The sequence below is a fragment of the Leptolyngbya sp. 7M genome (assembly GCF_018128485.1).
Map to the genome: position 1 here is coordinate 5979626 of NZ_CP070897.1, position 24376 is coordinate 6004001.

The window sequence follows — 24376 nt, forward strand, 5'->3', positions numbered from 1 at the left end:
GACAAGTGAGTGATGGCACCGAAAAGACCGGATCAGAAGGAAGTCAGAGTGATATTGCCTCAGGAGGTTTACAGCCTCTTGAGGCGGATTGCAGGTGTCAGAGAGACAAGCTTAAATAAGCTGATGAATGAAGCGGTAGAGGATTGGTTGGCCGCCGAGGATCAACAGGAAACGATCGAGCGCCATCGGTTAGATGAAATCGATGAGGATTAGGAATGGGGATTAAGCTTTGAGAGATTGAACTGGCAATCGTGCCTAAAACCGTGAAAAAATTTCGAGGCGCTTCGCGCCAGAGGGAAGAGAAAAGCAGAAAGTGCATAGTGCAAAAGTACTATAGTACAAAGGGCTACCCCGGAGTCCTCGCAGCACGACAGACAACCCGAAAACCAGAGCTGTAGTTGCGCCCGCCCGGACGACCGTGGCCGCGAAACGCAGAACGGCAATTCCTCGGATCGTTGATCCAGGAACCACCCCGCAACGACCGGCTTACATCGTCATCATCCGATCGCCACGGAAGGTTGCCATTTTGTTTCAATTCTGCTGGTTTGTCAGCATAGCTGTTATGCCAGTGATCAGCACACCATTCCCACACGTTGCCGTGCATGTCATACAATCCCCAGGCATTAGCAGGAAAACTGGCGATCGGAGTGGTTTCATTTCTATAGATTCCTTCTGGACCCTTGTTGTAGGTGTAGTTTCCGTCGTAGTTCGCTAGGTCAGTGGTGATCATTTCACCAAAATAGAACGGGGTTGTGGTGCCAGCCCGACAAGCATATTCCCACTCTGCTTCGGTGGGTAAATCATACTGCCGCCCCGTCTTCACCGACAATCGGGCACAAAACTCTACTGCATCATGCCAACTGACTTGCTCAACTGGGCGATGCTCTCCTTTGAACCTCGAGGGATCGGGATCAAGTTCCTGATTCACTGGCGGCAGAGCAGCCACTGCTCGCCACTGTGCCTGCGTCACGGGATACTTGCCAATCAAAAAGTCTGTCAGCGTCACCTGATGTTGTGGATCTTCATCTTCATCTCGCTCTGGCTCATCCTTTGGCGATCCCATCTGGAAGCTCCCGCCCAAGATTTCCACCAGCTCCAGTTGCACCCCACTGCCCAAGTCTTCAACGCGCTGCCAGCCATAGCCAGGAGATTTGGTAATCACCCACTCTGACGCAGCACTGCTTTGGGGACGTTTTTGAGGTCGGGCTTTAGATCGGGACTGAGAGGGCGGCTCAGAACGTGGTTCGATCTTGGCCGTTTCAAACTCAAAGCGATGGCGGTGAGTTGATCGGTGACGTTAAGACGGATGTCTCCGGCCTGTCCACTCCCTTGACTCTGAGCCGAGATGCGAGATCCATTGCTTAAGTCTAAGTTGGCGGTGTTGACTTCGATGTTGCCACCTCTAGCTTGTGATTGAGACGTAGTGCTGGCAAACAAACCACTGGCAGTTTCCCTACTCCACAACGCATCTGATTGTTGTTCAAAGGGATTACTGCGAATATATCGATTGATTCGCTCAAGCCGAGCATCAAAAGTCGGGTAGTTACCAGAAATACGAATATTATCAGCAACAGTGAGCCTAATGCTCCCAGCATTGCCACCTCGACGAGCATTTGTCACAATTTGCCCTCCATCAACTGCTCTGAGGGTACTGGCATTAATCGTGATGTTTCCAGCAGGGCTATCGTTGAAAGAACCAGCGATGACTAAGCCAGCATCGGAGATTTGAAAGTCGTCTGCACTGAGGACAATATTTCCGGCTCGTCCTTGGGCTTCTCGCCCAGTTGTGGTATAAATGCCGCTAGAAAAGCCTTCTGGACTGATTCCAGCAATCTGGATTGAGTCTGAGGCTCTGACCGTGATGTTGCCACCTCGTCCCCGTCCGGCTGGCAGTAAGTTCCCTTGCAGATCTCTAGATGGACGAAATACGGCTGCAACAATTGCTCCACCTTCTGTGATGTATAAATCTCCTGTTTAAATCCGAATATCATTACTGTCACCTGTTCCGCCCGCAGAAACCTGACTACTAATAGTTCCTCGTGATAAAGTAATGCGATCTCGCATCCGAATCGAAATTTCTCCAGCATCGCCTTGTCCAGATGTGCCGCTAGTGATAGTACCTCGATTACTCACCCGTAAACGCCCGCCCGTAATCTGAATATTCCCTGCATCTCCTGTAGCATTTCGACTGCTAACTTCTGTATTGATGCCACTAGTGAAATTACGTTGGTTCAGGGCATGGCACTAAAGTATCCCAACTCACCAAACTGGATCGCATTCGCTGTTGTTCCCACAAACGAACCCTGCACATCTAATCGGGCATTTGGGCCAAACAGAATTCCGTTTGGGTTCATTAAGAATAGATTTGCCGTGCCATCAACGCCTAATATTCCTAAAATATTCGATGGGCTATCCCCTGTAATACGGCCAAAGATATTCTCAATGTTGGTAGGATTCGCAAAATGTTGGTAGGATTCGCAAAATACGCCGCATCGCCTTCTTGGATGCTAAACTCCTGAAAGCTATGGAACAAGTTTTGCCCTCTCGCTGCGCCGCCCTCAATTAAATCTGCTGCACGTCCCCGTACCACCGCCCGTCGCACTCGCGAACTCTCATTGATAGAGATAGCCAAATACTGTTGTGCCAAAGACTTGTCGGAAGCCTACCTTGAGCTTGTAATCATTCAGTCCTACTAACCGAGCCAACTGAAGCAGCGACGGAGGCTGTTCCAGATTGCTGAGCAAGATCTGACTCGCCTGGTGAATGCGCTCCAGTTCTGTAGGCTTGAGCATGTTCTTTGCAGATGCCGGCGAGCTAGTATCCGTGAGTTGATCAAACGATAGCGCCAATAGCTCAATCGCTTTGCTTTCTAGATAGAGCTGTTTGGTCCAACCCTGATACGGGCAATGTAAAACCTGCTGAGCCGCCAGTTTCATTGCCGCCGGCATAGCTCCGGTTTGCAGATAGAGCGGGAGGAACTGGCCGTCTAGGATCTGCCAAAGTTCTCTGGGCAGGTGTTCGAGCTGCGATCCAATCAAGGTATTCAACATCTCTAGGTCAATGTAGGTCGCTAGTAGCGTTTGTTGCCCCCGTGCGTACTCGATCGTGCCTCGATCGGCATGGGAAGCAAAGCCGACACAAAAATGTCCCGTGCGAAATTGAATTTCCTGGCCCTGCTCTGCTACCACACCATGCGTTTGTCCTCTAATGCCGAACCCAAGCCGCAGCAGCGAGATATTTCCTGTTTCCTGAATTTCTAATGCAAGTGGATCGTGAAACTGGCAGTTTTGAATTACCATTTCCAAGCCAGGGCATAACCTCAACCGCTGCATCCAACCATCACAAATGCGGTCAGGAAATTGAATTACCTGTTCATTTAAATTCTGAGAGGAAGCCTGATCGGTTGAAGCATTCCATTCTGCAAATAGTTCATGAATATCGTTAGCTGAAAAACTTACTTGCATAGCAATCGATGTTCTGACTGAGCAATTGTTGACTTATTGTATCGTTCTCGTGTTTATTTAAAGGCAACAATGCTGTTACATCCCACGACTGCTCACCATCACCCGGATTAGTCTTTGAACTGCGTTCCGGGTGGATAGTAACGCTCATCCGCAAAATCCATCTGGACCCATGAGTCAACGTGATAATTTTGGTTGCGTCATGATTTGTAGCTTCCCATTTGCAACCGCACAATTCGACCTGAATTTTTGAACAGTGCTAACGGAACTAACGGAACCAGTTGCGATATAACCCGCCAAACAAGCGGTAACCGCTGCGGATAGTCAAGAAACTGAGTTAAATAAAACTCCTCCTGCCTCAACTGAATTCCTGGTCCCCAGGTTTCGAGTTCGTGGGAGTCATCAATGCCCCATTTGAATTCGGCATTCGTCTTTGAGACGGTATCATGGCCTTTAGTATTACGAGTACGCTTGCGATCCATAACATCAAACAGGACCTGAGGGCAGACAACTCGATTTGATCGGGATGCTGGCTGTGGAGGCTTGTTGATGTAGCCCAAGCCGTCGGCTTAAAGAGAAAATCTAACCGCGAACGCCCTACCTGCTCTATAGTCGCCGCAGCTAGCCAACTGTGCTTTTCTCTACCATTACGCAATTCAGCCTCAGGTTTTGATTTTTCCTTTTTTAGTCACTATAATCTTGCTTGACCCGAATACGGATTAACCGCAGGATGGGATTGCGATAACGATTTATACACTGTAGGAAGCAAATTTAGTAAATCTACCGTAGTTTGCTGACTAATTGGCTAGTTTACTAAATAGGCTAGCGCTGATCTGAGCGGTCACTCCTCAGCAGCATTTAATCCATGACTAGATTGCTCAGTCTGGACGACAACTTTTTGGAGGAACATAACTAATGCGCTCTAGAATTCAATTGGCTTTTGTGATGTTGGGAGCTGGTGCAGTGGTGGCAGCGGCTGGTCTGCCAGCAATGGCTCAGAATACACCCATCACCGATGAGTTTGGGGCTACGGGAACCTCACCGAATGCGGCAGCATGGTTGGAGGCGATCAACGAGCAGTATGGCCTACCCACCGAAACCCCCATCACCGATGCTCAAGGCATTACTACCGGCACCGAAGTTGCGGTCTGGGCTGAAGCCATCCGGGGTGAGTACGGAATTCCTGGCGAAGGCGTAGAAGCTGGAACGCCGGTTACGGATGAGTTTGGTGCTACCGGCACCAGCCCCGACTCGGCAGCCTGGTACGAAAGCATGAAGGAAACCTACGGCATCGGCACAGGTCTGTAGGCTCACTGCTGATTAGAATTGGAATCTAAATTGAACAGGGTGGATCGCCCTGTTTTTTATTGGCGGTTTATTGGCGATTGGTTTAAGTAAGTGAGCATAATTAAACATAAAACCCAAAACCCTGCGCCGCCCGCTGCGCCGCCCGTGCAGGGTTTTGAATCTGGTTTTTAATTATGCCGAGGTACTTAGAACCATCAGGTTGAAACCACACCCAACGATTGATCCCCACACAGCGATAAAATCAGGGAGGTCTGAAATCAAAGGAACGGTCAGTGTGCTAGCAGCGTTATTGTACGGTCAGGAAGATTTGCGTTTAGAGGAGGTAGAAGCGCCTACACCAGCCGCAGGAGAGGTTGTGATCCGAGTCAATATTGCCACGACTTGCGGTACGGATTTGAAAGTATGGCGACGGGGAGGCCATGCCCGTATGTTGAAGCCACCTACTCTGTTTGGGCATGAAGCTGCCGGACAGATCGTCGCCGTTGGAGAGGGAGTGACCGAGTGGCGGGTTGGGGATCGGGTTGTGGCCAACAGCGTTCATTGTGCTCTGCGGCACCGGGCATTTGCTCGATATTTGGACGCTTTGGTATCCGGCCTATTGGGTTTCTGGCGCAGAACGAGCGATGACGGCTTTAGTCTCCTGCTACACTGCTTTGCGGTTGGTGGAACTCTTGCCCCAATTTCTGTCGCTCAAAAGTCCGATGCAGTTGGAGCTTGTGAACCGGGAATTGCAGCAGCAGATTGCCCAACGTAAACAGGCCGAAGCCATGCTGGAAATTCGAGTAGAGGAACGCACAGCTGAGCTGATGCAGGCCAATGCCGCATTGGAAGCAGCCAAAAAAGCGGCGGATGCTGCGAACCAAGCTAAAAGCGAATTTCTAGCCAATATGAGTCATGAACTGCGCACCCCTCTGAATGTGATTTTAGGATTGACCCAGCTCCTCAGCCGCGATAAAACCCTGACCGTCGAACATCAGCGCGATTTGCAAACTATCAGCAGCAGCGGAGAGCACTTATTGACCCTGATCAACGATGTTCTAGAAATGTCTAAGATTGAGGCCGGACGGCTCAGTTGCCATACCGAGATTTTCAATCTCCATCACCTGCTGGATGGTTTGGAGGACATGTTTCGCTTCAAAGCTGGAGCGAAAGGACTTCAGCTTGTGTTTGAATACGATCCAGACTTGCCGCAAATTATCAGAACCGATCAAGGTAAACTGCGGCAGGTTTTGATCAATCTTCTAAACAACGCCATTAAGTTCACGCAGCAGGGCAGGGTGACGCTACGAGTGCAGGCAATCTCAGATCAGTTACCTACCAAAACGGTTTGCCAGATCCAGTTTGATGTTGTAGATACGGGACCGGGTATGGCCCTCGAGGACTTGGCACGGTTGTTTCAACCCTTTCACCAAACCCAAACCGGGCTGCAATCGCTGGAAGGCACGGGTCTGGGATTGGCGATTAGTCAAAAGTATATTCAGGCATTAGGGGGAGAAATCTCGGTTCAAAGTCAGCTCAACCAAGGCAGCCAGTTCTCGTTCTGTATTCAGGCGGATTTGACAGAAAGCCAGTTAATTCAATGTTCGCTGGCAGCTCAGCCGGTGGATCACAAAGGAACGATCGTTGGTCTTGCTTCCCATCAGCCCACCCGTCGAATTTTGATTGTAGAAGATCATCCGGCCAGTCGCTTACTGCTGCTGAAGCTGCTCAACCTGCCGGGTCTGGAACTGCGGTCCGCCGAAAATGGACAAGAGGCTCTGACGCAGTGGCAAGCTTGGCAGCCCCATCTCGTCTTTATGGACATGCGGATGCCGGTGCTGAATGGCTGTGATGCGGTCCGGCGAATTCGAGACCAAGAGCAGCAATTGAGCGGCATGAAACAAGCACCGCAACGAAACCTAAGCTCCCATCCGGTTGATGATGTTTTGCACAATCTGCATTCCGGTGACCGCCTGCCAAGCGAACAGCATGACCAACACGAGATTGAGCGTAATGTGGCTGTAGCGTGCCCACTCGTGCCCCTTTTGCATGTAGGGCGACAAGGCCGCCGACGTGGCAATCAACCCAGTCATACTCAACCCGATAATTAGATGCGGATTAACAAACAGCTTGCCGCTGTTGATGTAGGTTGCTCCCATTGCGCCGATCGACCCCACGACCATCAGGGCTAGCAGAATCGAGCCGAGCTGATAATGGCGGATATTAAACCGACCTTTGATCAACGCTTTCTTTTGCTCTCCTTGGGCATCGCGGGTGCGGCGAATTTGAAAACCTAAATAGCCAGCGTAGAGGGTCATAATCAACAGGACCCACATCAAAATTGGGTGAGCAAATTGGCTCCAAACCTTAATGGTCTCTAGAATCTCAGGGTTCATGGTGTTCTGCGTCTCTAGGGTGAGGATCTTCAAATCTTCAAAAAATTAACATAGCCATTTGCCCAGTTCAGTTGGGCTGACTACAAGTCTTAAATAAATATTAAGTTATATTGCTTAAAATTTGCGATCCAAATAATCCAATAAAGACTGACGCATCACATCCACTGGAGCTGGCTGCTGTAGCCAAAGTTGGAGAGCGGTGGCTCCCTGCTGCACTAGCATTTCTAGGCCATCCAGTGCTATCGCTCCCTGCTGCTGAGCCTGCTGGAGAAAAAGGGTTGGGCGCGGTGTGTAGATCAAATCGTAGGCAATCGTTCCGGCTGCTAGAGTCTGGATTTCTGACGCTGTTAGGGGAGTTGCCTGCTCCTGAGGATGCATGCCGATAGGGGTGGTATTCACCAGCAGCGCCGCTGCTGGCAGCAGTTTGGGTAAGCTTTCCCAAGCGTGAACTGAAAGGAGATCCGCTATCGGAGAGCGTTGCCAGCTTTGCAGAAATCCCTGTAACTTCTCAGAATTGCGTCCCACGACCTGGATCTGCCGACAGCCCAAATCCGCACAACCCGCAACTACTGCCCGCGCTGCGCCGCCATTGCCCAGAATCACTGCCGTGGATTGACTCCAGTCGCGCTGCATTCGCCGTAGGGGAGCCAAAAATCCTTCTACGTCCGTATTGGTACCAGACCAGCCTTGTTCAGTTCGCCAAACGGTATTCACAGCTCCGATGGCCTGGGCCACGGGCGACACTTCGCTTAAAAGGGGCATAATCGCCTGTTTGTGGGGAATCGTGACGCTGAAGCCCTGCAGCCCAATCGCCTCGAAACCCTGAATGGCCTGCTTGAGATTCTAGATGACTCTAAGCCACTCGATCAGATAGGCTCATCTGCGGCGGCTCTCGGCGTTCCTGAACCCGATTCGGCGCTCTTAATGACGCTGACTCAAACTTGCCAGTCTCAACTGCTGTCGATTGTGGAGCCATCTCCCTACACTCAGTTAATTGTGCCCTTAATCTGTCAGCAGGAGCCTGTGGCTGTTTTGGTACTGCACAAGCAAGGTTCAACCGTTTGGGCCGAGGAAGAAATCCGGTTGATCGAGAGCGTGGCCGAGCAGGCGGCTTTAGCCATTTCCCAGGCCAAACTGTATCAGCGCATCCAAGCCCAAACCGAACAAATGCGGGCCGAATTGGCGGTTGCCCGTCAGATCCAAACCAACTTGCTGCGGCAGACCTTTCCCGATCTAGAAACAGTAAAAATTCAGGCGTATTGTTTTCCGGCTCGTGAAATCGGCGGGGATTTTTTTGAAATCTATGTGCATCCTCAGGGAGATATTTGGCTAGCAGTGGGGGATGTCTCCGGCAAGGGGGTCCCAGCCGCTTTGTTTATGGCCAGTGCAATTTCGCTGCTGCGGCGGGAATTGGCCCAGGAAACCTCTCCGGCTCCCAACATCGTGATGCAAAACTTGAATCACAGTCTCTCAGATAATTTGGTCAACAGCAATTGCTTTATTACTCTGATATTGGCTCGCTACACACCCACTACTAGAGAATTGATTTACGCCAATGCTGGCCATATCTATCCGTTGGTATGGTCACAGCGTCAGCTAGAAAAGGAACGGCAAACAGTTGGGGTAGTCAGCGTTGAACCAACCTACCTGAAGACGCGAGGCGTACCGTTGGGAATCTTACCCGTTTGGAAAGCGGCAGCGGGTCAACTCACGCTTCAGTCAGGCGATGTGCTATTGCTGACCAGCGATGGCATCACCGAGGCAGCTTTAGAGTCCTCCACGCAAGCCCGCACAATGCTACAGCAAGCTGGGCTTTGGCAATTGATTTCTCAGCAACGCGGCGGGTTAAACCTTAAGGATTTACTCTCAGTGATTCAAATGAAAACCCAGGTGCAGGAAGACGACCAAACCATTCTTTCATTGGAGGTTTTGTAAATTGATGCGAACTGAGCTACATGTTCCGAGCGATTTGCAATTTCTGACGGTGGTCGAAAACTGGCTGCTGGGTTCTCTTCAGGTGGCGCTGCCTGACCAGGTTGACTGGTCGCGTCAGGCTAATCGGTTACGCTTAGCGCTGGTCGAGGCTTACTCCAATGTGGTGCGGCATGCTCATAAGGATCAGCCCAACTTACCAGTGCTGATTCGCCTAGAGCTGAAGGATCGGGATCTGTATCTAGAAATTTTGGAAGTTCCAGTCATCAATGCACTTGCCTTCGAAGTTCCAGGCATATACGCTAGGGTCTGTCCCATACTTGATACTGGTCAACACTGCTGTTGTCGGAAGTTTTCCCATTGGCATCGGCGCTTTTCCATCCATCAAGTCCGGAATCTCTACCAATGGCTTACCTAGGAGGGCATTCAGTATGGTGGATTTGCCGCTGTTAAAAATCCCCATCAGCATCAGGACGAAGGCATCTTCAGATAGACGCAGTTTAGCCGTGTTTAGATCAGCAGCAACCGTCTCCAATTTCAGTTGTTCCGAAATTGCTATCAATTGCTCAAGGGCAGTTCTTGCTTCAGTTTTAAAATTATCAAACGCTTGCTTAAATTCTTCACTCCATTCCATGAGTTATCTCCTTTCAGTGAATTCAGGGTAGTCTGGATAGGATTTATTGCGAGAGTAATTGGATTTGGTTCATGACCATCTGCTGTAGTTCTGTCACTCGTTGATGCTCATTGCAAGCGGGATAGGAACTGGGAGAACTAGCCACTTTCAACAGTTTTGCTGTAAGTTGGTCCAGTGTTTCCCTCAGGCCACTCTCTGTTTTTGCAGCATAGTTCTGTATTACTCTCGAAAATTTTCGATGCTCGTCGTGGATCGCTTGATGCATTTTTGAGTTTAGTTCTCGCATGATTTGGCTGCGTCGCTGTTGATCCCGATACACCGACATCCCGGCTCCAGCAGCGAGACCGGCAAGGGCTACGGCAAGGGGCGGCACTCCAGCTAAGCTAGTCACGATAGCCGTCGTCACAGCAGTACCAAGACCCAACAAAAGGGGCTCGGCTAGAAGAATGGAATCTAGAAGCATGGGATTTTGCTTCGGCAGGTGATCTAAATGCAAGTAATCCACAATCAATGGATTTTCTCGCTTAAAAATGGCAATCAACTGGTCAGGATAAAAGGCTTCACCAACTAATTCATGAATCCGTTGCCAGTTCATTCCTTCGAGGGATTGCAGAGCCTGTTCTTGCCGTTGGCTGGGCCATTGTCTGAGGGGCATTAACGCCTGCTGTTTCCAAGCCTCAATCGCCTGACGCAATTCAGTGGTGAGGGAGGCTGCATTCATGCTTGTCCCTGTTAAATGATGCTCAAGAATACGTTGGAGATTCCTCTCCAATTGATCAAACCATACCTGCACCCTCTGTTCTTGCAGTTTGGCATCCGCCTGTAGCCATTCTGCCAGGTGCCGTTTAGCTCCAGCAAGGGACTGAATTAATCGCTCACCATCCTGACTGGCGGAGACTTGATCTGTTGTATTAGATGCAGCTAGTCGTTGCTCAGCGATTGCCAGCAGCGATAACACTTGGGTTGCACTTGTTTGCCATCCCGCACTGGAAAGTAGGTCAGTGCTACCAACTGGCTAGTTTGATCTTCTACCTCGATCGAGCCTAGTCTAATGGCGGATGAACTGAAAAGTTGCCCTACTGTTGCAGTCAATTCGATAATCCGACCGCTATAGGGGCTAGTGATCTGGCCATTGTTAGCAAGCTGAACTTCCAGTTGTGCGATAGTCCGTTTCACTTCCTGAATTTGATTACCGCGATTAGTCAAAGCTTCTAAATTCTGTTCTGCTAATTTACGTTCCTGACTATCTAGCGCCTGTAATTGAGTTTTTAGATCGGCGATATTAGTTAAATTCTCCTGATAATTTTTTTTTGTTTCCACCTCTCTCACATCTAGTTCTTTCAATTGGTCTGCCAGATCCGCCACCTGTCGCACACTGTCCAGATAAACCTGCTGGGCATCTAAGAGGGCATCCCCCGAAAGCGCCCCAGCCTCCAGTAGTTCCTGTCGCCGCTTCAGCCGATTTTGCAGAACTGGTACCAGGGTTTGCGCTTGTTTTAACTGCTGTTCCAGGTTTTGCCGTCGCTGTTGCAATGACTCGATGCCCCTCGATTGGAGAACCGTAGTGAATGTTGTCGCTGCCTCAATCCGCTGCTGCAAATTCTGTCGCTGTTGGGTGATCGCCTCAAGCTCTGAACGGGTACGCTGCGATTGCAGCAATTTGGCATTTTCCGTTTGGTTTTGCAACTCTGCTAACTTGGTGCGCTGCTGTTGCAACTGCTTCTCCAACTCAGGTTGAGCAATCGTGCCTAACATCTGTCCCTTACGCACATAGTCCCCCACCTGCACATCCAAGCTGATCAACTCACCTGTTCCAGGGGCTTGCAAGTTGACGACCCGCCCAGGGCGGATCAGCACTCCTCGTCCTGTCACCGTTACCGGCAGACGACCAACAATGCTCCACAGCAGCGCTGCACCGACTAGGCATCCCATACAGGATAGAATCAACCAACTCTTGGGACTAGTCACCTGCATGAGTTGATCGAGTTGCTCCGGGGAGGAGAGTCGCTCTAATGATTTTTGCCGAAACGTGCGACGTTGTTGTCCTTGCATCTTATCGCTCCAAGTTCAAATAATGTTAAGCGTAAACGTTCAGGATAAAATTCATACTCATGACCTCAGTAAAAGGTAAACGGCAGCCAGTGCAGTCAGTTGCCGTTTCAAAACTGGTCGGCGTGATTGACATTTTGCAGCAGCCAATCAAATCTGGCACCGGCTAATGCTAAATGTTCTATCACAATCGGGTCTAATTCATCTTCATATTCTTTCTGGTTATCCAGAGGTTGACCGTTGCTATAGCCCTCATCCGCCAGGTAAAAGGCCGGAATCCCAAGCCGATGGGCAGACCGGAGCAAGGCATAAATGGTTGGTCCACCATACACCGATCGCCGAAACCGGCGCTGCAGCCGTTCGATCTGATCATCCAACCTATAGGGCAGGTCTTGCGTGATCGACTCTAGCCAGTCCCAAACCGCATAGGCGACGCTGTAGCTGGTAGACTCGTGAATCGCTTCAATGGCGATGCGGGTGGATTTATTTCCTGGGGTGAGGCTGTAGTGTTCGAAATGCAAATCCATATCCAGCTTGCCGACCTCGATTAGCGTGCGGCCAAACAGGTCAGCGTAAGAGTCGCACGTCACCGATGCGAGTTGGGGATAGCGTTTTCCAATCGCGATCAGGTAATCCTCGATGGGGAGGGGAGCTTCATAACCCGTCAGGGCAAAATCAAAAACTAAGGCACCATACTCTAGATAGGGGTTGGGTCCGGCATAGAATTTGAAATTGTAAAGATCAAAGACATCCGTTCTTCTAGCATTTACCGGATTGGGGTTCAGCGGCTGATCTAAAACCATAGGCCCACAAGTAACGTACAGACTCCGCTTTGATCCTATCGGTAGAATTGCAAAATTCACTGTGCATTTAGATGCATTGTTGCGTTCCATAAATAAAAACAGCAGCAAAACCGCTGCCAATCCAGGTTTTTTCTGCGCTATGATTTGAAAGGTCAAAATCTCTGGGTTTTGACGGAGTGGCTATTGTTAGCCTTTAGGTCTTAAAATTGGAAGACTGTGGGTCGGTTTGGCGATTTCGATAGCCATCTTCACTTGACTAGCCCACGACATTTTTAGTTTTTTTGTAGTTTTCACAGGAGCACCATTTTCAGGCATGATCAAACTGCGATTGAAGCGGTTCGGCAAAAAATTTGAGGCCAGCTATCGGATTGTGGCGATGAATAACGATTCTCGTCGAGATGGTCGCCCGCTAGAAGAGTTGGGGTTCTATAATCCCAGAACAGATGAAGTGAAACTGAATACGGAAGCCATCGTTAAGCGGCTAGAGCAAGGTGCCCAGCCCACCGATACAGTACGTCGTCTGCTGGAAAAGGCAGATATTCTCAAGCCAAAAGCTCGCGCCTAGTAGCCCCAATCGCCCATCCATCATCCGCCCACAGGGTTGGTTAGATCACTCCACTACAAACAGTGCCTGATTTGAACGTCTCCTTGTCCTCCCAACCATCTACAACGGCCCCAGACTACGAAGGATTGGTTCGCTTCCTAGTGCAGCCTTTCCTTGACTCACCAGATTCTCTGCGGATTGACTGCGAAATGTCTCCCCGCACGATGCGAGTCCTAGTTCGGTTTGCACCTAGGGTGAGCGCAAGCTGACGGTGCTTGGCACTATTGCGGGAGGTCAGAACCACGACAGGAATGGGTGCCAATGCTGGATCTTGTTGAACCTGGCTGAGGAATTCAAATCCGTTGAGGCGTGGCATTTCCAGATCACAAATTACCAGATTAATGCCAGGCTGTTGCCGCAGCAGCGCTAGTGCCTCTAGCCCATTCTCAGCTTGATGAATGGTGTACCCGACCTGTTGAAACAGCCGAATCAAGTCATGTCGGAGAGTGAGCGAATCATCCACAATCAAAATCGTTGCCGAACGAGCTGGCTGCAGGGATGGCGCTTGGTTCACCTCAGCAAACACCCGCCTTCCTGAGGTTAAGGCCAGCGAATATCGGGAAACGGCTGAGACTCCAGCAGGCAGCGCATATTCTGGTAGAGATTCTACCTCGGTAGTGAGCTGCATCAAGACTTCAACATCGATGGCTAGAGCCGAGCGGCTGTTGCTCAAAATGCAGCAGCCATACACATAGGGAGGAGGTGCAATGGCCGATCCGAATGAGCGGATGACCAACTCTTGCTCTCCCAGCACCCGGTCTACCATCAAGCCCCTGTAGCCATAGATGGTTTGCAGCAACAGAACAGGAGACATTTCGAATCGATCGGTTTTTTTCGGCTGCACAGAGGTCGCAGATAAGAATTTGGAATGGGTTTGAGTATAAAGTTGAAAACTATTTTCAGAATAATGAACTAATTCAGATAGGGAATATAGCGGTACCATCAGCTCCGCTTCCCGTTGCCAGTGCATCACCAACTGCTCACCTCCAATCACGCTAATTTGACTCGGATTGGGAACAATGATTTGTTCGACTCGCTCAACTGGCAGCGCATAGGCAAGTCCCTGAGCTTGGCACACTAGTAGCTTAGTTGTGGTTAATGAAAGCGGAATTTTGAGTGTAAAGGTGGTTCCCTGTTGCCGAGATGTACTAATCGTGACTGAACCGTTGATTGTCTGCAACTGATTTTTAACGACATTTAAACCAATGCCACGACCAGAAAGATCACTCACCTGAGACGCAGTTGAGAATCCGGGCTGGAATAGTAAGTCTAACAACTGAGACTCAGGAATCGTGCTAGCTTGCTCAGCCGTAATCAACTGCAACTCAATTGCGCGCTGAACTACGCGCTGTAGATCGATACCCTGCCCATCATCCTTCACTTCGATCACGGTTTGATTTCCATGTTGGTTGGCCTGGATTTCAATCCGTCCCACCGCTGGTTTGCCTTGGGCACACCGAATCTCAGGAGACTCAATGCCGTGGTCAAATGCATTGCGCAGCAGGTGCAGCAGCGGATCGTATAGCTCAGCCAGCCCAACCCCGAAATCGACGGAGAGATGGCAACTTCAGAGACGGCAACTTCAGAGACGGCACAGAGAACGGTGATTTCAGCGGCCCGCCGCCTTGGGCAGGAAGACCGGGTGGTCCAAGAGGCTGGCAAGGGGATGAATTTGCTGGTCCGCCGCCTTGGGCTGGGCAACCGGGTGGTCCTCGCAGTTTTCTCCAATCGACCGACCAGTCCTGGGCACAGCCCCTTGATGGCGATTCATCCATCCTCTAACGTTTCGTTCTTGTGTTCCCTTAAGATGAATTTATTTCTATTCTATTTAGTGGTTAACAACATACCAGATCTTGAGAGGGTAGAGCGTTGCTCTGTCCTCTTTCCGTACGTTTTATTGCCCTAGCTTTAAGACATACAGCGTTTTTTACTCATGTGAGGTATGGGGGTTGGGGGCTTCGCTCCCACGCAGGGACAGTGCCCCTGCACCCCGTTTTCATACTTCACTAGCCTGAAAAAGGCTGTAGATTCGTTCAAAATTAAAATGACAGACTAGCAAGCGATACAGGTTTTGTATGCGGATTCTACTGGTGGAAGATGATCCTGAGCAATCAGAACCCCTTTATGCAGCCCTCACCCGCTCTGGTCATATTGTGGATGCCGTTGAAGATGGGACAACCGCTCAGTGGTTGATTAGCGAAAAGGACTATGATCTGCTGATTCTAGATTGGATGTTGCCGGGTGAAGATGGCATTGTCCTTTGTCAACACTATCGCCAGGCTGGTAAAACAGCACCGATTCTCATGCTGACTGCAAAAGATACAACTGCCGACAAAGTAATGGGATTAGATGCCGGAGCCGATGATTACTTAGTCAAACCCGTAGATATTGTGGAATTACTGGCGCGGGTTCGGGCTTTGCGGCGGCGTTCGCCCCATTGGTGTGGTGATACCCTGCAAGTTGCAGATCTATCGCTGCAGCTCGATACGATGCGTCTGACCCGAGGCAGCGACAGTCTAAAGCTAGCGAGCCGCGATTTCCAGCTCCTGGAATATATGATGCGGCATCCGTGCCAAATCTTGACTCATGACCAGATTGAGCAGGCCCTATGGGAATGGGAAGCAGAACCGGAAAGTAACGCCGTCGCCAGCCGCATCAAGCGATTGCGGCAACGCCTGCGTGAAATCGGAATTGATACTTGGATTGAGACCGTTTATGGCATAGGCTATCGCTTAGAACCTCCTGCTCCCTAACAATGCTTGATTGATCACCATGCCTGACCTACGGCAACTGCACAAATACTGGCAAACTCTTCCCATCCGCGTCCGGGGAACCGTCATTATTGCCATCCCTGTAACCTGTCTATTTATCGATCGGGCTGTGGAACTGGGGATGCCGGCCATTGCCCTGACGGATCATGGCGTCATGTATGGGGCAATCGAGCTGCTAAAGGTATGTGAGGCCAAAGGCGTCAAGCCGATCATCGGCAACGAAATGTACATCATCAATGGCGACATCACCAAGCAAGAGCGCCGACCCCGCTACCATCAGATCGTGCTGGCTAAGAATACCCAGGGCTACAAGAACCTGGTGAAGCTGACCACGATTTCCCATCTGCAAGGCGTCCAGGGCAAAGGGATTTTTTCGCGGCCCTGCATCAACAAAGAGCTGCTCGAGCAGTACCATGACGGCTTGATTGTCACCAGCGGTTGCCTGGCCGGAGAAGTACCGCAGGCGATCATGCAGGGTAAGCCGGAAATCGCCCGCCGGGTGGCCCAGTGGTATAAGGATTTGTTCGGCAAAGACTACTACATCGAACTGCAAGACCACGGCTCCCAAGAAGACCGCATCGTCAACGTGGAGCTAGTGCGGATCGCCAGAGAGCTAGACATCCAGATTATTTGCACCAACGATTCCCACTACATTTCCTGTTACGACGTAGAAGCCCACGATGCCTTGCTCTGCATCCAGACCGGCAAGCTGATTACCGAAGACAAACGCCTGCGCTATAGCGGCACCGAATACCTCAAGTCTGCCGAAGAAATGGGCTGGTTGTTCCGCGACCACCTGAGCGACGACGTGATCCAGGAAGCAATTGCCAACACGCTGGCCGTGGCTGAAAAGGTGGAGCCGTACCAGATTCTGGGTGAACCGCGCATTCCCGATTATCCGGTGCCGGAGGGATACACTCTGTCCAGCTATCTGGAGGCCGTAACGCGGCAGGGCTTAATCGAGCGCTTTAATCTTCAGTCCTACGAGGACGTAGAACCCCGCTACCGGGAACGGCTGGAGTACGAGCTGGAAATGATGCATCAGATGGGCTTTGATGCCTACTTTTTGGTGGTGTGGGACTACATTAAGTTCGCCAGAGACAACGGCATTCCGGTCGGTCCGGGGCGCGGTTCGGCAGCGGGTTCGCTGGTAGCCTATGCCCTACGCATCACCAATATCGACCCGGTGCATCATGGGTTGCTGTTCGAGCGGTTCTTGAATCCAGAGCGCAAGTCGATGCCGGATATTGACACCGACTTCTGCATCGAGCGGCGAGAGGAAGTAATTCAGTATGTCACCGAAAAGTACGGCAATGACCGGGTGGCGCAGATCATCACTTACAACCGTATGACCTCAAAGGCAGTGCTGAAAGACGTAGCGCGGGTGCTAGATATTCCCTATGCCGAATCGGACCGGATGGCGAAACTGATCCCGAACATAGTGGCCCGAAGCCAAACGAGGAAAAGCAGCGTGAAATTCAGATTTGAGGGTTTCTAGAATAGCCATAAGTTCTCCTTAAGAATGAAATGCAAAGAAGTCGAGTTAAGCAGCTTCTCCATCAGCCGCTTTTTCAGGCGCGGCTTGCTGCGCCTGTTTTTCCTGTAACGCTAACCAACGATAGGCAAATTCGGCGCCCGATTTAATCCGGTTGCGATTTTCCTGAAGCAGAGCGCGATCGCCTTTGTACTGCTTCTCAAATAATTCTTTGACACAGGTAGTCATGAACGTATGAATCGCAGATAGCTCCTGAGTGGTGTAATCAATTGACTTATTCAACAGCAGGGGACGGTTGTATGCTTTTCTCCGATCTAACGCATCCTTCAGTTGTCCAGATCCCTGTAAAATCAATTCTTCCGAATCAATATGTTCAGGCACCGTCAAGATCACTTCCAGCGCTTTTGAAAGCGGTAGCAAAATGGCGTGACTGGATTCAGTTGGACTGACCTGATAAAACTTGCGGTACTCTTCAACCAATTGTTGAGTAATTTTCAGCTTTTCTTGCATTCTATTATCTCCTTTCGACCATATATGGGCATAACTCCAAATCCGATGAACATCCTCCCTTGAAGGATCGCGCTTATCTCGACGTAACCCTTCCTGGGCAATTGCAAACACATTCAACACATCAGTTGCTAAATCCCTGACTGTGCCGCTCAGTGCCTGCCACCGCGCATCTGGAGGTGAACTACGGTTCTCTAAATGCAGACTGTAAGCAGTGAGTAATCGATTCAGCGTCAGTTCTAGTGCCTGAAGTCTTAAGGATTCCTCTAGCCCCAGCAAATTCCAGAAGCTTGCTGGGCCATCCAATTTGGCCGTTTCTCGAAATTCCTGGTCGCTGACATAGAGCGGATCAGGGCTGGATGTCGCGACAACCTTCACACCCAGAAGCAGCGGTAGCGCCAGGGTCAGAAATGCCGGTTCGACCCAGGCATCGGTGATTGTTTTGCCGCGTGTTGTGGTGTAAGTCATAGCCATAAACGGCAAATCTTTTGTGGAATATTCATCTCTGAATCGTCCTGCTTTAGCTTCCTCTTCGGCATCACGCCAAGGAAGGTGTTGTAAGCCCTTCAAATCCAGTCCTGCTTCTAGCCACTGCTTTCGCACTTCCCAGAGGCTAACCCGTTTAAATTCCTGTACTAATCGCCGAACGGCAATCGCCATTTGGGGAGAATAAACATAGGCTGAGAAGATGTATAGAAACACTGGTTTCTGATCCTCTAATTTACCGGCAGGGACAGCCCAGTACGCTTGACGCATCAGCATCTCAAGCGACCAACGCTTTCGCCGAGGATGTTGTCCTCGGGATGAATGGCTTTTACATTGGCAATGAACTGGTATCCGCGACCCGGTGCGGTGAGGATAAATCGCGGGTCTTTTGTATTCTCGCCGAGAGCTTTCCTCAAAACAAAGATCGTCTGCGATAGGTTTGATTCCTCGACTACTGCATCTCCCCAAACGGCATCCAGTAACTCATCTTTTACGACCGTACGCCCGGCATTGCGCACAAAATACAGCAAGACTTCGACCGCCTTTGGCGTAAGCGGCACTATCTCACCAGTATTTCGGCGATAGAGTTTGTGGCTTTTTGCATCAAGGCGAAAATCCTCAAATTCGTAAACCATTGATTCAAAAAGCTCTAACATAGCTTTTGAGAAATTTTGAAAAGATTTGATTACAGTTTTGAGGATTTTTAACGAGAGGTCAAGTTATTTTCACCTCACAAGCTTCCAAACTTGAATTCAAAACTGAGGTGCAAAGTAATGTTGAGAAACTACAAGCTCAAAGTAGTGTACTTACTTCTGGTGATTGCCCTGATCGCTTCATTCGATTTCCAAAATACTGAAACTAACGCTTCCGGAGCAGAGCTGAGCCCTGGGGCCCGTTGGGGCGAGACCATCTCCGTCTTTTCTGCTGCCCGCGGGAACCCGTGGATCAACCTAACCGACGGTAAGCTGCTGGATTACGATTTCGCCGGTCAATCAAAGAACCTTTTTAACTTGGAAGATGAGTCATTCGACTCCATTTCCGGAGCCACTGCGGATTTTGACAACGATGGTATGCCGGATCTGGTGATCGGCCATAAGGTGGGTAAAGAGGGATACTTTTCGTTCGTTCGCGGAAATGTGGATTCGGTCTTTCCGAATACACCCGAAGCGAAAGAAAGGCTTGCGAAAGGCGTTTTCACCAGTGCGCCTTTTATCGGCCCGGCACGGGTCATCAAATTAGATGGCCTCGTGCCGGACTATTTTGCTGCTGGAGACTTTGATGCTGATGGAAATTTTGACCTAGCGGTCGCGGAGCAGGGCCAAAGCTCTATCGCCTTTTTCCTAGGTAATGGAAAAGGAGGATTTGCAAAAACCAGAAGCATTGAACTCAGTGGCGTGATAACTGCCTTTCTTTCGCAGGACTTCAACCGCAATGACGGAACAGATGATCTCATTGTGGGAATAAGAACAATGCGAGGCTCGCAGCTATTGGTCTTCGAAAGCCCCTACGGGGTTCTCAAGTCAGAACTGGAGTTATTTGATCTCAGCGGCGAGATCACCTCACTTGCAATCGGCTCTATCGAGGGCGATGCCAGATATGATCTAGCCATCGCGGCGGGAAACGAACTTTGAATATCTTTATATTCCCTGGCAGTGTTGGTATGAGCACTGGGTTTATCCATCGCCGGATGGAGTGACGGTTTTTATTGCCGACGTGACTGAACGCAAGCAGGCAGAAGTGGCTCTAGCGGCCCAGGAGCAGCGATACCGCTACATTTTTGAGGCGGCAGGGGTTTCGATTTGGGAAGAAGATTTCTCGGCAGTCAAAGCGGCAATTGACCAACTCAAAGCGGCAGGGGTGAACGATTTTCGGCAGTACTTCACCGATCATCCCGAATTTGTGCAGTGGGCTGTTGGTATGGTGCGTCTGCGAGATGTGAATCAGATATCCCTGCAACTATTTGGTGCCCAAACTAAAGCAGAACTATTGAACTCCTTACACCAAATATTTACTCCCGAAACCCAAAATGCGTTTGTCGAAGAACTGCTGACCATTGCTGCTGCCGAAACTCACTACGCCACAGAAACCATACTGCAAACTCTACAAGGTGAGCGCTTGCATGTCTGGTTTGCTATTACCTTTCCACCCGCTTCAGATCCTTACGACCATGTGCTGGTTTCCCTGCTGGATATCAGCGAGCGTAAACAAGCAGAAGCTGCCTTACGTCAGGCAGAAGAACGATTGCGATTGGCGATGCAAGGTGCTCAAATGGGCACTTGGGATGTAGATCTCACGACTGGCAAAGCAATCTGGTCAGAGCCACACTTCACAATGTTGGGCTACGAACCCACGCCCACGGGTGAAGCGACCGAAGCCATGTGGAGCGAGCGACTTCATCCTGATGATGTAGAGCGGGTGAGCTGGGAATGGCAGCAGTCTCGCCAAGAGCATAGGCTTTATCGAGCAGAATACCGGGTGATTCGGGCAGATGATCAGCAAATCGCCTGGTTGACAGGCTTGGGAAGCTTTGTTTACAGTTCGAGCGGTGAGGCAATTCGCTCGATTGGTGTTTTGTTTGACATTACTGAGCGTAAACAAGCTGAAGAGGCCATTCGTCTGAGTGAACAGCGCTATCGCACCCTGGCCCATGCTGTTGCCCAACTCATGTGGGTCAACGATGCCACAGGTAACGTTGAGTTCTACAACCAGCGATGGCAAGAATATACAGGAGTAACCGATCTGGAGTTAGGAGTCGGGTTATGGGCAGAAATCATTCATCCAGACGATTTTGAAGCCACCCGAGAAGTGAGAACAAAAGCCATTCAAACTGGCGAAGCTTACGAAGTCGAATGCCGCCTCAAACGGGTAGACCAAGTCTATCGCTGGCATCTGGCCCGGGTAGTGCCCCTGAAAGATGAGCAAGGGCAAATTCTGTATTGGTTTGGCACTGCAACGGATATTGATGAAGCCTGGGTCGCGGCCTTTATTGAGCGCTGTTCCAAAGTAATCCGCGATTTTGCCAGAATTGTGCGGCAATCCCTAGACGAGCAGCAAAACACCCTATTATTCGTCCCCTTTGACTCTCCTCGTTGACCCAATCTCCCTCGATCTCTGGAGCATCATTACATGGTAAAGACTGTCCGGCTAGAGCCGATTGCCCAAGAAACCGTGGTGGAAACCAACGGCAATTTACTATCGGTTCTAATCTCCAAAGACCTAGATGTATTGCGCGAATGTGGCGGACGTGGCATGTGTGCCACCTGTCATGTCTACGTTAGGCAAGGAATGGAAGCCCTGACGCCGATCAACCGCCGCGAGCAACGGACGCTAGAAATTATTACCTCCTGTCAGCCTAATTCCCGTTTAGCCTGTCAAGCAAGGGTTCTATCGAACGGAGTTGTGGTCGAATTGCCGCCTGGGATGTATGTCAATTCGATTCAGGATATTGAAGCGTTGATCGGACGACGAGCTGAGCAAAATCTCCTCCACCCTGTTACCGGGGAAGTGCTGGTGGAAGAAGGTAAATTGATCACCCGCTCGATGCTGAAGCAGATCGAAAAAAGCACTAGCTTTAACTTCCGAGATTTCTTCTCCAATAGCAGCGATGCTTAATTCTACTCAATGCAGTCTGCTAAAACTTAATACTGCGGCTGCGTTGAGAATGATAACGGAGGGAATACTGAGTGCAGTTTCTGCTTTTATGATGTGGAACTAAACCCCTAAATGATTCTGACCTTGAGAAATTCTTTCCATGTTAAGCCAGCTTGAACGCCTGAGTCGTGAGCTTGATGGTCGATACGCTAGTGACGCAGAGCTAGCATTTGTAATTGACTATGTCCGCTCCTTCAATCTGCGTGTCCAAACCTATCAGAAGCTTCAGGAACTGGAATCTACAATTGTGCAACAAGCCTGTGTCAAGATGCGGGCCATTGACCCTGGTGTATTTGTGGGTAAAAACCAGGAGGATCTAACTCGCAAATGTGTTCGAGACCTGGTTTATGGATTGCGCGCTACGGCCCTTGCCGTCTTACTGAATGATCCAGACGCGCTGCAAGAGGAACTATTGCTTTGGCTACAAACGATTATGCGCTCCTTGGGTAAGTCCCATGTCTGTGACATCATGTACAGCGCACTTCAAGACGTGATCAAACAACATCTCACTCCGCCACAGGCTAACTTGGTTTGTCCTCTGCTGGAATCGAACCGGCGAATTCTTGGTCCGACAGCTTAACTAGCTGGATGGTATAAACCTGAAGTTTGGAGCCTAGAGTGGTTGAGTGCTATTTCCCCATACTTGCTACTCCTGAATCAGATTCATAAAACTCAGGTCAAGCAAGCTACCTTTCCCGACAGTAATGATGAGTACGCGCTCTACCAAACGCTGGTTGGGGCTTACCCCTTTATCGAATCGGAACAAGCCGGTTTTGTTGGAAGAGTCAAAGACTATATGTTGAAATCAATTCGAGAAGCTAAGCTCTATACAACTTGGTTGCGCAACAACCCCACCTATGAAGAAGCTTGTCTCAAGTTTGTGGATGCTATTCTCGCTACCGAAGATAATCCGTTTCTCCAGGTGTTTCTGCCCTTCCAGCACGGAATTGCCCATTACGGTGTGCTCAATTCTCTGTCCCAGACTCTGCTGAAGCTCACCTCTCCCGGAGTTCCCGATTTTTATCAGGGCAGCGAACTCTGGGATTTGAGTTTGGTTGATCCCGATAATCGACGTCCGATTGATTTCGCGCAGCGACAAACCTATCTTGCTCAAATTAAAGCTGGTATTCAAGCCGATGTTCTTAAGCTAATCTCTAGCCTATTAGCCAATCCAGCCAACGGTAAAATCAAGCTATTTTTGATCGTCCAAGCCCTCAAGGCGCGAAACGAGCATCGGACCGTATTCCAAATAGGTGATTATCAGCCGCTTGAAGTAGAGGGATCGCACAAAAACCATATCATTGCCTTCGCTCGCCGCCACGCGAATTCTACGGTGATTACCATTGCTCCCCGTTATCTAACGTCCATAGTAGAGCCGGGAGAATATCCTTTGGGTTCTGTTTGGGGTGATACTTACCTGCAATTGCCGGATGGATTAGCAGTGCAGCAGAATTTGATTACGGCTGAATCGTTGGCTGCTGAGGGCAAAATTTTGATCGCTCAAGCCCTACAGCATTTTCCGGTAGCGCTGTTGGCCAATTGAGGAGCTTGCTTTGATGATCTAATGGTGAGCCGCTAGGGGCCGCCGCCGGAGCAGTACGGTTTTTAGCGAATTTTCTTCAATGCCGGCAGCCTCTAGCTCTAGCTCGCCATGCACAATTCGTTCGCCTGGAACCGGCACATGCCCCAGCTTGTCAATCATAAATTCGGCCACGGTTTGGGACGGGGAATGGGCTGGTAAGTTGAGTTCTAAGGCTTGGTTTGCAGCCGTTAGCTCCATGTTGCCCGGAACCAGAATTGGTTGAGCTGGTGAGGGTATGGTTAGGGGTGCAAAACTGGTAAGTTCGACCAGGGATTGTGATTTAATCAGCCAGCCGGTTAGCAGCCGCACATTGCTATTCAATACCAACAGCAGTGGGTAGAACAGATAAGAGCAGAATCGCAGTGGGCGAATCAGCAGCAGGGCTGTTTGCTCTGGTGCATTGGCTGCGCCTACTTGAGTGCACGATTGCTCTACTCCAGCTTCTACATCCTGAATCTACCCATTTTGCGATCGTTGATGTTTGGAGTTGGGTCGGCCAGCATTGCGGTGCTAATGATTTCGAGCCTAATGCTGTTGTCTTAGTTTGGCATCTTAGTTTGGGATCTTAGTTTGGGATCTTTGCTGGTGGACCAGAGCGGCTGAAAGTTAGATAAACTTTCGGTAGACTATCGATATATTATGAACGCTGGGGTTTTCCGCTTCTAAACTGGAAACCGCTGAAATAGTGACCCGAATTCAAATTTTACTCGTTCGAGTT

General features: G+C 50.0%; 31 protein-coding genes and 2 pseudogenes. 16 read left to right on the forward strand and 17 right to left on the reverse strand.

Features of this window, described 5'->3' with window-relative positions; genetic code table 11:
- Nucleotides 1-12: 12 nt before the first annotated feature.
- Nucleotides 13-213: a hypothetical protein gene (locus JVX88_RS31695; protein ID WP_211622384.1), complete on the forward strand. Its 201-nt coding sequence runs from the start codon at nt 13-15 to the stop codon at nt 211-213.
- A 133-nt stretch (nt 214-346) separates the two neighbouring features.
- Here JVX88_RS31695 and JVX88_RS31700 read toward each other — a convergent pair whose 3' ends face one another.
- The 7 genes from JVX88_RS31700 to JVX88_RS31730 all read right to left on the reverse strand — a co-directional run bounded on the left by JVX88_RS31700 (nt 347) and on the right by JVX88_RS31730 (nt 3943).
- Nucleotides 347-1162, reverse strand: coding sequence for a formylglycine-generating enzyme family protein (locus JVX88_RS31700; protein WP_317134515.1), 816 nt, complete (start codon nt 1160-1162; stop codon nt 347-349).
- The gene (locus JVX88_RS31705) at nt 1159-1620 is read right to left on the reverse strand and encodes a hypothetical protein (protein ID WP_211622385.1); all 462 of its coding nucleotides are present in this window, start codon (nt 1618-1620) and stop codon (nt 1159-1161) included. The genes JVX88_RS31700 and JVX88_RS31705 overlap by 4 nt, the downstream gene beginning before the upstream one ends.
- Before the next feature lie 86 nt (nt 1621-1706).
- Complete coding sequence (locus JVX88_RS31710) at nt 1707-2087, reverse strand: hypothetical protein (protein ID WP_211622386.1); 381 nt, start codon at nt 2085-2087, stop codon at nt 1707-1709.
- 144 nt (nt 2088-2231) lie between these two features.
- Nucleotides 2232-2444, reverse strand: a complete 213-nt coding sequence (locus JVX88_RS31715) for a filamentous hemagglutinin N-terminal domain-containing protein (protein ID WP_211628974.1) — start codon at nt 2442-2444, stop codon at nt 2232-2234.
- Complete coding sequence (locus JVX88_RS44605; RefSeq protein ID WP_410503811.1) at nt 2393-2602, reverse strand: hypothetical protein; 210 nt, start codon at nt 2600-2602, stop codon at nt 2393-2395. The genes JVX88_RS31715 and JVX88_RS44605 overlap by 52 nt, the downstream gene beginning before the upstream one ends.
- A gap of 10 nt (nt 2603-2612) precedes the next feature.
- Nucleotides 2613-3464, reverse strand: a complete 852-nt coding sequence (locus JVX88_RS31725; protein WP_211622388.1) for an AraC family transcriptional regulator — start codon at nt 3462-3464, stop codon at nt 2613-2615.
- Between the two features lie 197 nt (nt 3465-3661).
- Nucleotides 3662-3943 carry a hypothetical protein gene (locus JVX88_RS31730; RefSeq protein WP_211622389.1) on the reverse strand — a complete coding sequence of 94 codons (282 nt, stop codon included), beginning with the start codon at nt 3941-3943 and terminating at the stop codon, nt 3662-3664.
- Between the two features lie 433 nt (nt 3944-4376).
- On the opposite strand from JVX88_RS31730, the gene JVX88_RS31735 reads away from it, so the two are divergent.
- From JVX88_RS31735 to JVX88_RS31745, 3 genes are all read left to right on the forward strand, one after another.
- Nucleotides 4377-4769, forward strand: a complete 393-nt coding sequence (locus JVX88_RS31735; RefSeq protein WP_035996291.1) for a hypothetical protein — start codon at nt 4377-4379, stop codon at nt 4767-4769.
- A gap of 274 nt (nt 4770-5043) precedes the next feature.
- Nucleotides 5044-5523, forward strand: a complete 480-nt coding sequence (locus JVX88_RS43465; RefSeq protein WP_211622390.1) for an alcohol dehydrogenase catalytic domain-containing protein — start codon at nt 5044-5046, stop codon at nt 5521-5523.
- 52 nt (nt 5524-5575) lie between these two features.
- Nucleotides 5576-6859 carry a hybrid sensor histidine kinase/response regulator gene (locus JVX88_RS31745; protein ID WP_317134678.1) on the forward strand — a complete coding sequence of 428 codons (1284 nt, stop codon included), beginning with the start codon at nt 5576-5578 and terminating at the stop codon, nt 6857-6859.
- Here JVX88_RS31745 and JVX88_RS39645 read toward each other — a convergent pair.
- Nucleotides 6749-7144: pseudogene (locus tag JVX88_RS39645) on the reverse strand (DUF4079 domain-containing protein); the annotation flags it as partial. The gene JVX88_RS31745 and the pseudogene JVX88_RS39645 sit on opposite strands and share 111 nt — an antisense overlap.
- Nucleotides 7145-7258: 114 nt before the next feature.
- The gene (locus JVX88_RS31750; RefSeq protein WP_211628975.1) at nt 7259-7972 is read right to left on the reverse strand and encodes a shikimate dehydrogenase; all 714 of its coding nucleotides are present in this window, start codon (nt 7970-7972) and stop codon (nt 7259-7261) included.
- Here JVX88_RS31750 and JVX88_RS31755 point away from each other — a divergent pair.
- A complete protein-coding gene (locus JVX88_RS31755; RefSeq protein ID WP_263975339.1) occupies nt 7919-9079 on the forward strand; it encodes a PP2C family protein-serine/threonine phosphatase in 1161 nt (386 codons plus the stop codon). The genes JVX88_RS31750 and JVX88_RS31755 overlap by 54 nt on opposite strands.
- Nucleotides 9080-9083: 4 nt before the next feature.
- Nucleotides 9084-9266: pseudogene (locus JVX88_RS31760) on the forward strand (anti-sigma factor); the annotation flags it as partial.
- Between the two features lie 51 nt (nt 9267-9317).
- Here the strand turns inward: JVX88_RS31760 and JVX88_RS41340 are convergent.
- The 4 genes from JVX88_RS41340 to JVX88_RS31780 form a co-directional block, all read right to left on the reverse strand.
- Nucleotides 9318-9710, reverse strand: coding sequence for a dynamin family protein (locus JVX88_RS41340; protein WP_211622392.1), 393 nt, complete (start codon nt 9708-9710; stop codon nt 9318-9320).
- A 43-nt stretch (nt 9711-9753) separates the two neighbouring features.
- Complete coding sequence (locus JVX88_RS31770; protein WP_211629113.1) at nt 9754-10668, reverse strand: hypothetical protein; 915 nt, start codon at nt 10666-10668, stop codon at nt 9754-9756.
- On the reverse strand, nt 10632-11762 hold the full coding sequence (locus JVX88_RS31775) for an NHLP bacteriocin system secretion protein (protein ID WP_211622393.1): 1131 nt from the start codon (nt 11760-11762) through the stop codon (nt 10632-10634). The genes JVX88_RS31770 and JVX88_RS31775 overlap by 37 nt, the downstream gene beginning before the upstream one ends.
- A 107-nt stretch (nt 11763-11869) precedes the next feature.
- Nucleotides 11870-12562, reverse strand: coding sequence for a hypothetical protein (locus JVX88_RS31780; protein ID WP_211622394.1), 693 nt, complete (start codon nt 12560-12562; stop codon nt 11870-11872).
- Between the two features lie 313 nt (nt 12563-12875).
- Between JVX88_RS31780 and rpsP the strand changes: the two genes are divergently transcribed.
- Nucleotides 12876-13127: a 30S ribosomal protein S16 gene (gene rpsP, locus JVX88_RS31785; RefSeq protein ID WP_035999665.1), complete on the forward strand. Its 252-nt coding sequence runs from the start codon at nt 12876-12878 to the stop codon at nt 13125-13127.
- 115 nt (nt 13128-13242) lie between these two features.
- Here the strand turns inward: rpsP and JVX88_RS31790 are convergent, their stop codons facing one another.
- Nucleotides 13243-14700 carry a response regulator gene (locus JVX88_RS31790; protein WP_225931792.1) on the reverse strand — a complete coding sequence of 486 codons (1458 nt, stop codon included), beginning with the start codon at nt 14698-14700 and terminating at the stop codon, nt 13243-13245.
- Here JVX88_RS31790 and JVX88_RS31795 point away from each other — a divergent pair.
- The 3 genes from JVX88_RS31795 to dnaE all read left to right on the forward strand — a co-directional run bounded on the left by JVX88_RS31795 (nt 14655) and on the right by dnaE (nt 17435).
- The gene (locus JVX88_RS31795; protein WP_211622396.1) at nt 14655-14948 is read left to right on the forward strand and encodes a hypothetical protein; all 294 of its coding nucleotides are present in this window, start codon (nt 14655-14657) and stop codon (nt 14946-14948) included. The genes JVX88_RS31790 and JVX88_RS31795 overlap by 46 nt on opposite strands.
- A 293-nt stretch (nt 14949-15241) precedes the next feature.
- On the forward strand, nt 15242-15919 hold the full coding sequence (gene rppA, locus JVX88_RS31800) for a two-component system response regulator RppA (protein ID WP_211622397.1): 678 nt from the start codon (nt 15242-15244) through the stop codon (nt 15917-15919).
- A gap of 19 nt (nt 15920-15938) precedes the next feature.
- Nucleotides 15939-17435, forward strand: a complete 1497-nt coding sequence (gene dnaE / locus JVX88_RS31805; protein ID WP_317134516.1) for a DNA polymerase III subunit alpha — start codon at nt 15939-15941, stop codon at nt 17433-17435.
- Nucleotides 17436-17480: 45 nt separating this feature from the next.
- Here the strand turns inward: dnaE and cas10d are convergent, their stop codons facing one another.
- Nucleotides 17481-18695 carry a type I-D CRISPR-associated protein Cas10d/Csc3 gene (gene cas10d, locus JVX88_RS31810; protein ID WP_211622398.1) on the reverse strand — a complete coding sequence of 405 codons (1215 nt, stop codon included), beginning with the start codon at nt 18693-18695 and terminating at the stop codon, nt 17481-17483.
- Nucleotides 18695-19081, reverse strand: a complete 387-nt coding sequence (locus JVX88_RS31815; RefSeq protein ID WP_211622399.1) for a transcriptional regulator — start codon at nt 19079-19081, stop codon at nt 18695-18697. Before JVX88_RS31815 ends, cas10d begins: the two co-directional genes overlap by 1 nt.
- Before the next feature lie 117 nt (nt 19082-19198).
- On the opposite strand from JVX88_RS31815, the gene JVX88_RS31820 reads away from it, so the two are divergent.
- From JVX88_RS31820 to JVX88_RS31840, 5 genes are all read left to right on the forward strand, one after another.
- Nucleotides 19199-20056 (forward strand): FG-GAP repeat domain-containing protein, encoded by an 858-nt coding sequence (locus tag JVX88_RS31820; protein WP_211622400.1) that lies wholly within the window; start codon nt 19199-19201, stop codon nt 20054-20056.
- 61 nt (nt 20057-20117) lie between these two features.
- Entirely contained in the window at nt 20118-21518 is a 1401-nt protein-coding gene (locus JVX88_RS31825; RefSeq protein ID WP_211622401.1) for a PAS domain S-box protein, read from the forward strand.
- Between the two features lie 33 nt (nt 21519-21551).
- Entirely contained in the window at nt 21552-22037 is a 486-nt protein-coding gene (locus JVX88_RS31830) for a 2Fe-2S iron-sulfur cluster-binding protein (RefSeq protein WP_211622402.1), read from the forward strand.
- Between the two features lie 139 nt (nt 22038-22176).
- Nucleotides 22177-22656: a phycobilisome protein gene (locus tag JVX88_RS31835; RefSeq protein ID WP_036003496.1), complete on the forward strand. Its 480-nt coding sequence runs from the start codon at nt 22177-22179 to the stop codon at nt 22654-22656.
- A 42-nt stretch (nt 22657-22698) separates the two neighbouring features.
- Nucleotides 22699-23619: a hypothetical protein gene (locus JVX88_RS31840; protein ID WP_211622403.1), complete on the forward strand. Its 921-nt coding sequence runs from the start codon at nt 22699-22701 to the stop codon at nt 23617-23619.
- Between the two features lie 18 nt (nt 23620-23637).
- Here JVX88_RS31840 and JVX88_RS31845 read toward each other — a convergent pair whose 3' ends face one another.
- Entirely contained in the window at nt 23638-23979 is a 342-nt protein-coding gene (locus JVX88_RS31845) for a transporter associated domain-containing protein (RefSeq protein WP_211622404.1), read from the reverse strand.
- A 105-nt stretch (nt 23980-24084) separates the two neighbouring features.
- On the opposite strand from JVX88_RS31845, the gene JVX88_RS39655 reads away from it, so the two are divergent.
- A complete protein-coding gene (locus tag JVX88_RS39655) occupies nt 24085-24201 on the forward strand; it encodes a hypothetical protein (RefSeq protein WP_263975657.1) in 117 nt (38 codons plus the stop codon).
- Nucleotides 24202-24376 lie beyond the last annotated feature (175 nt).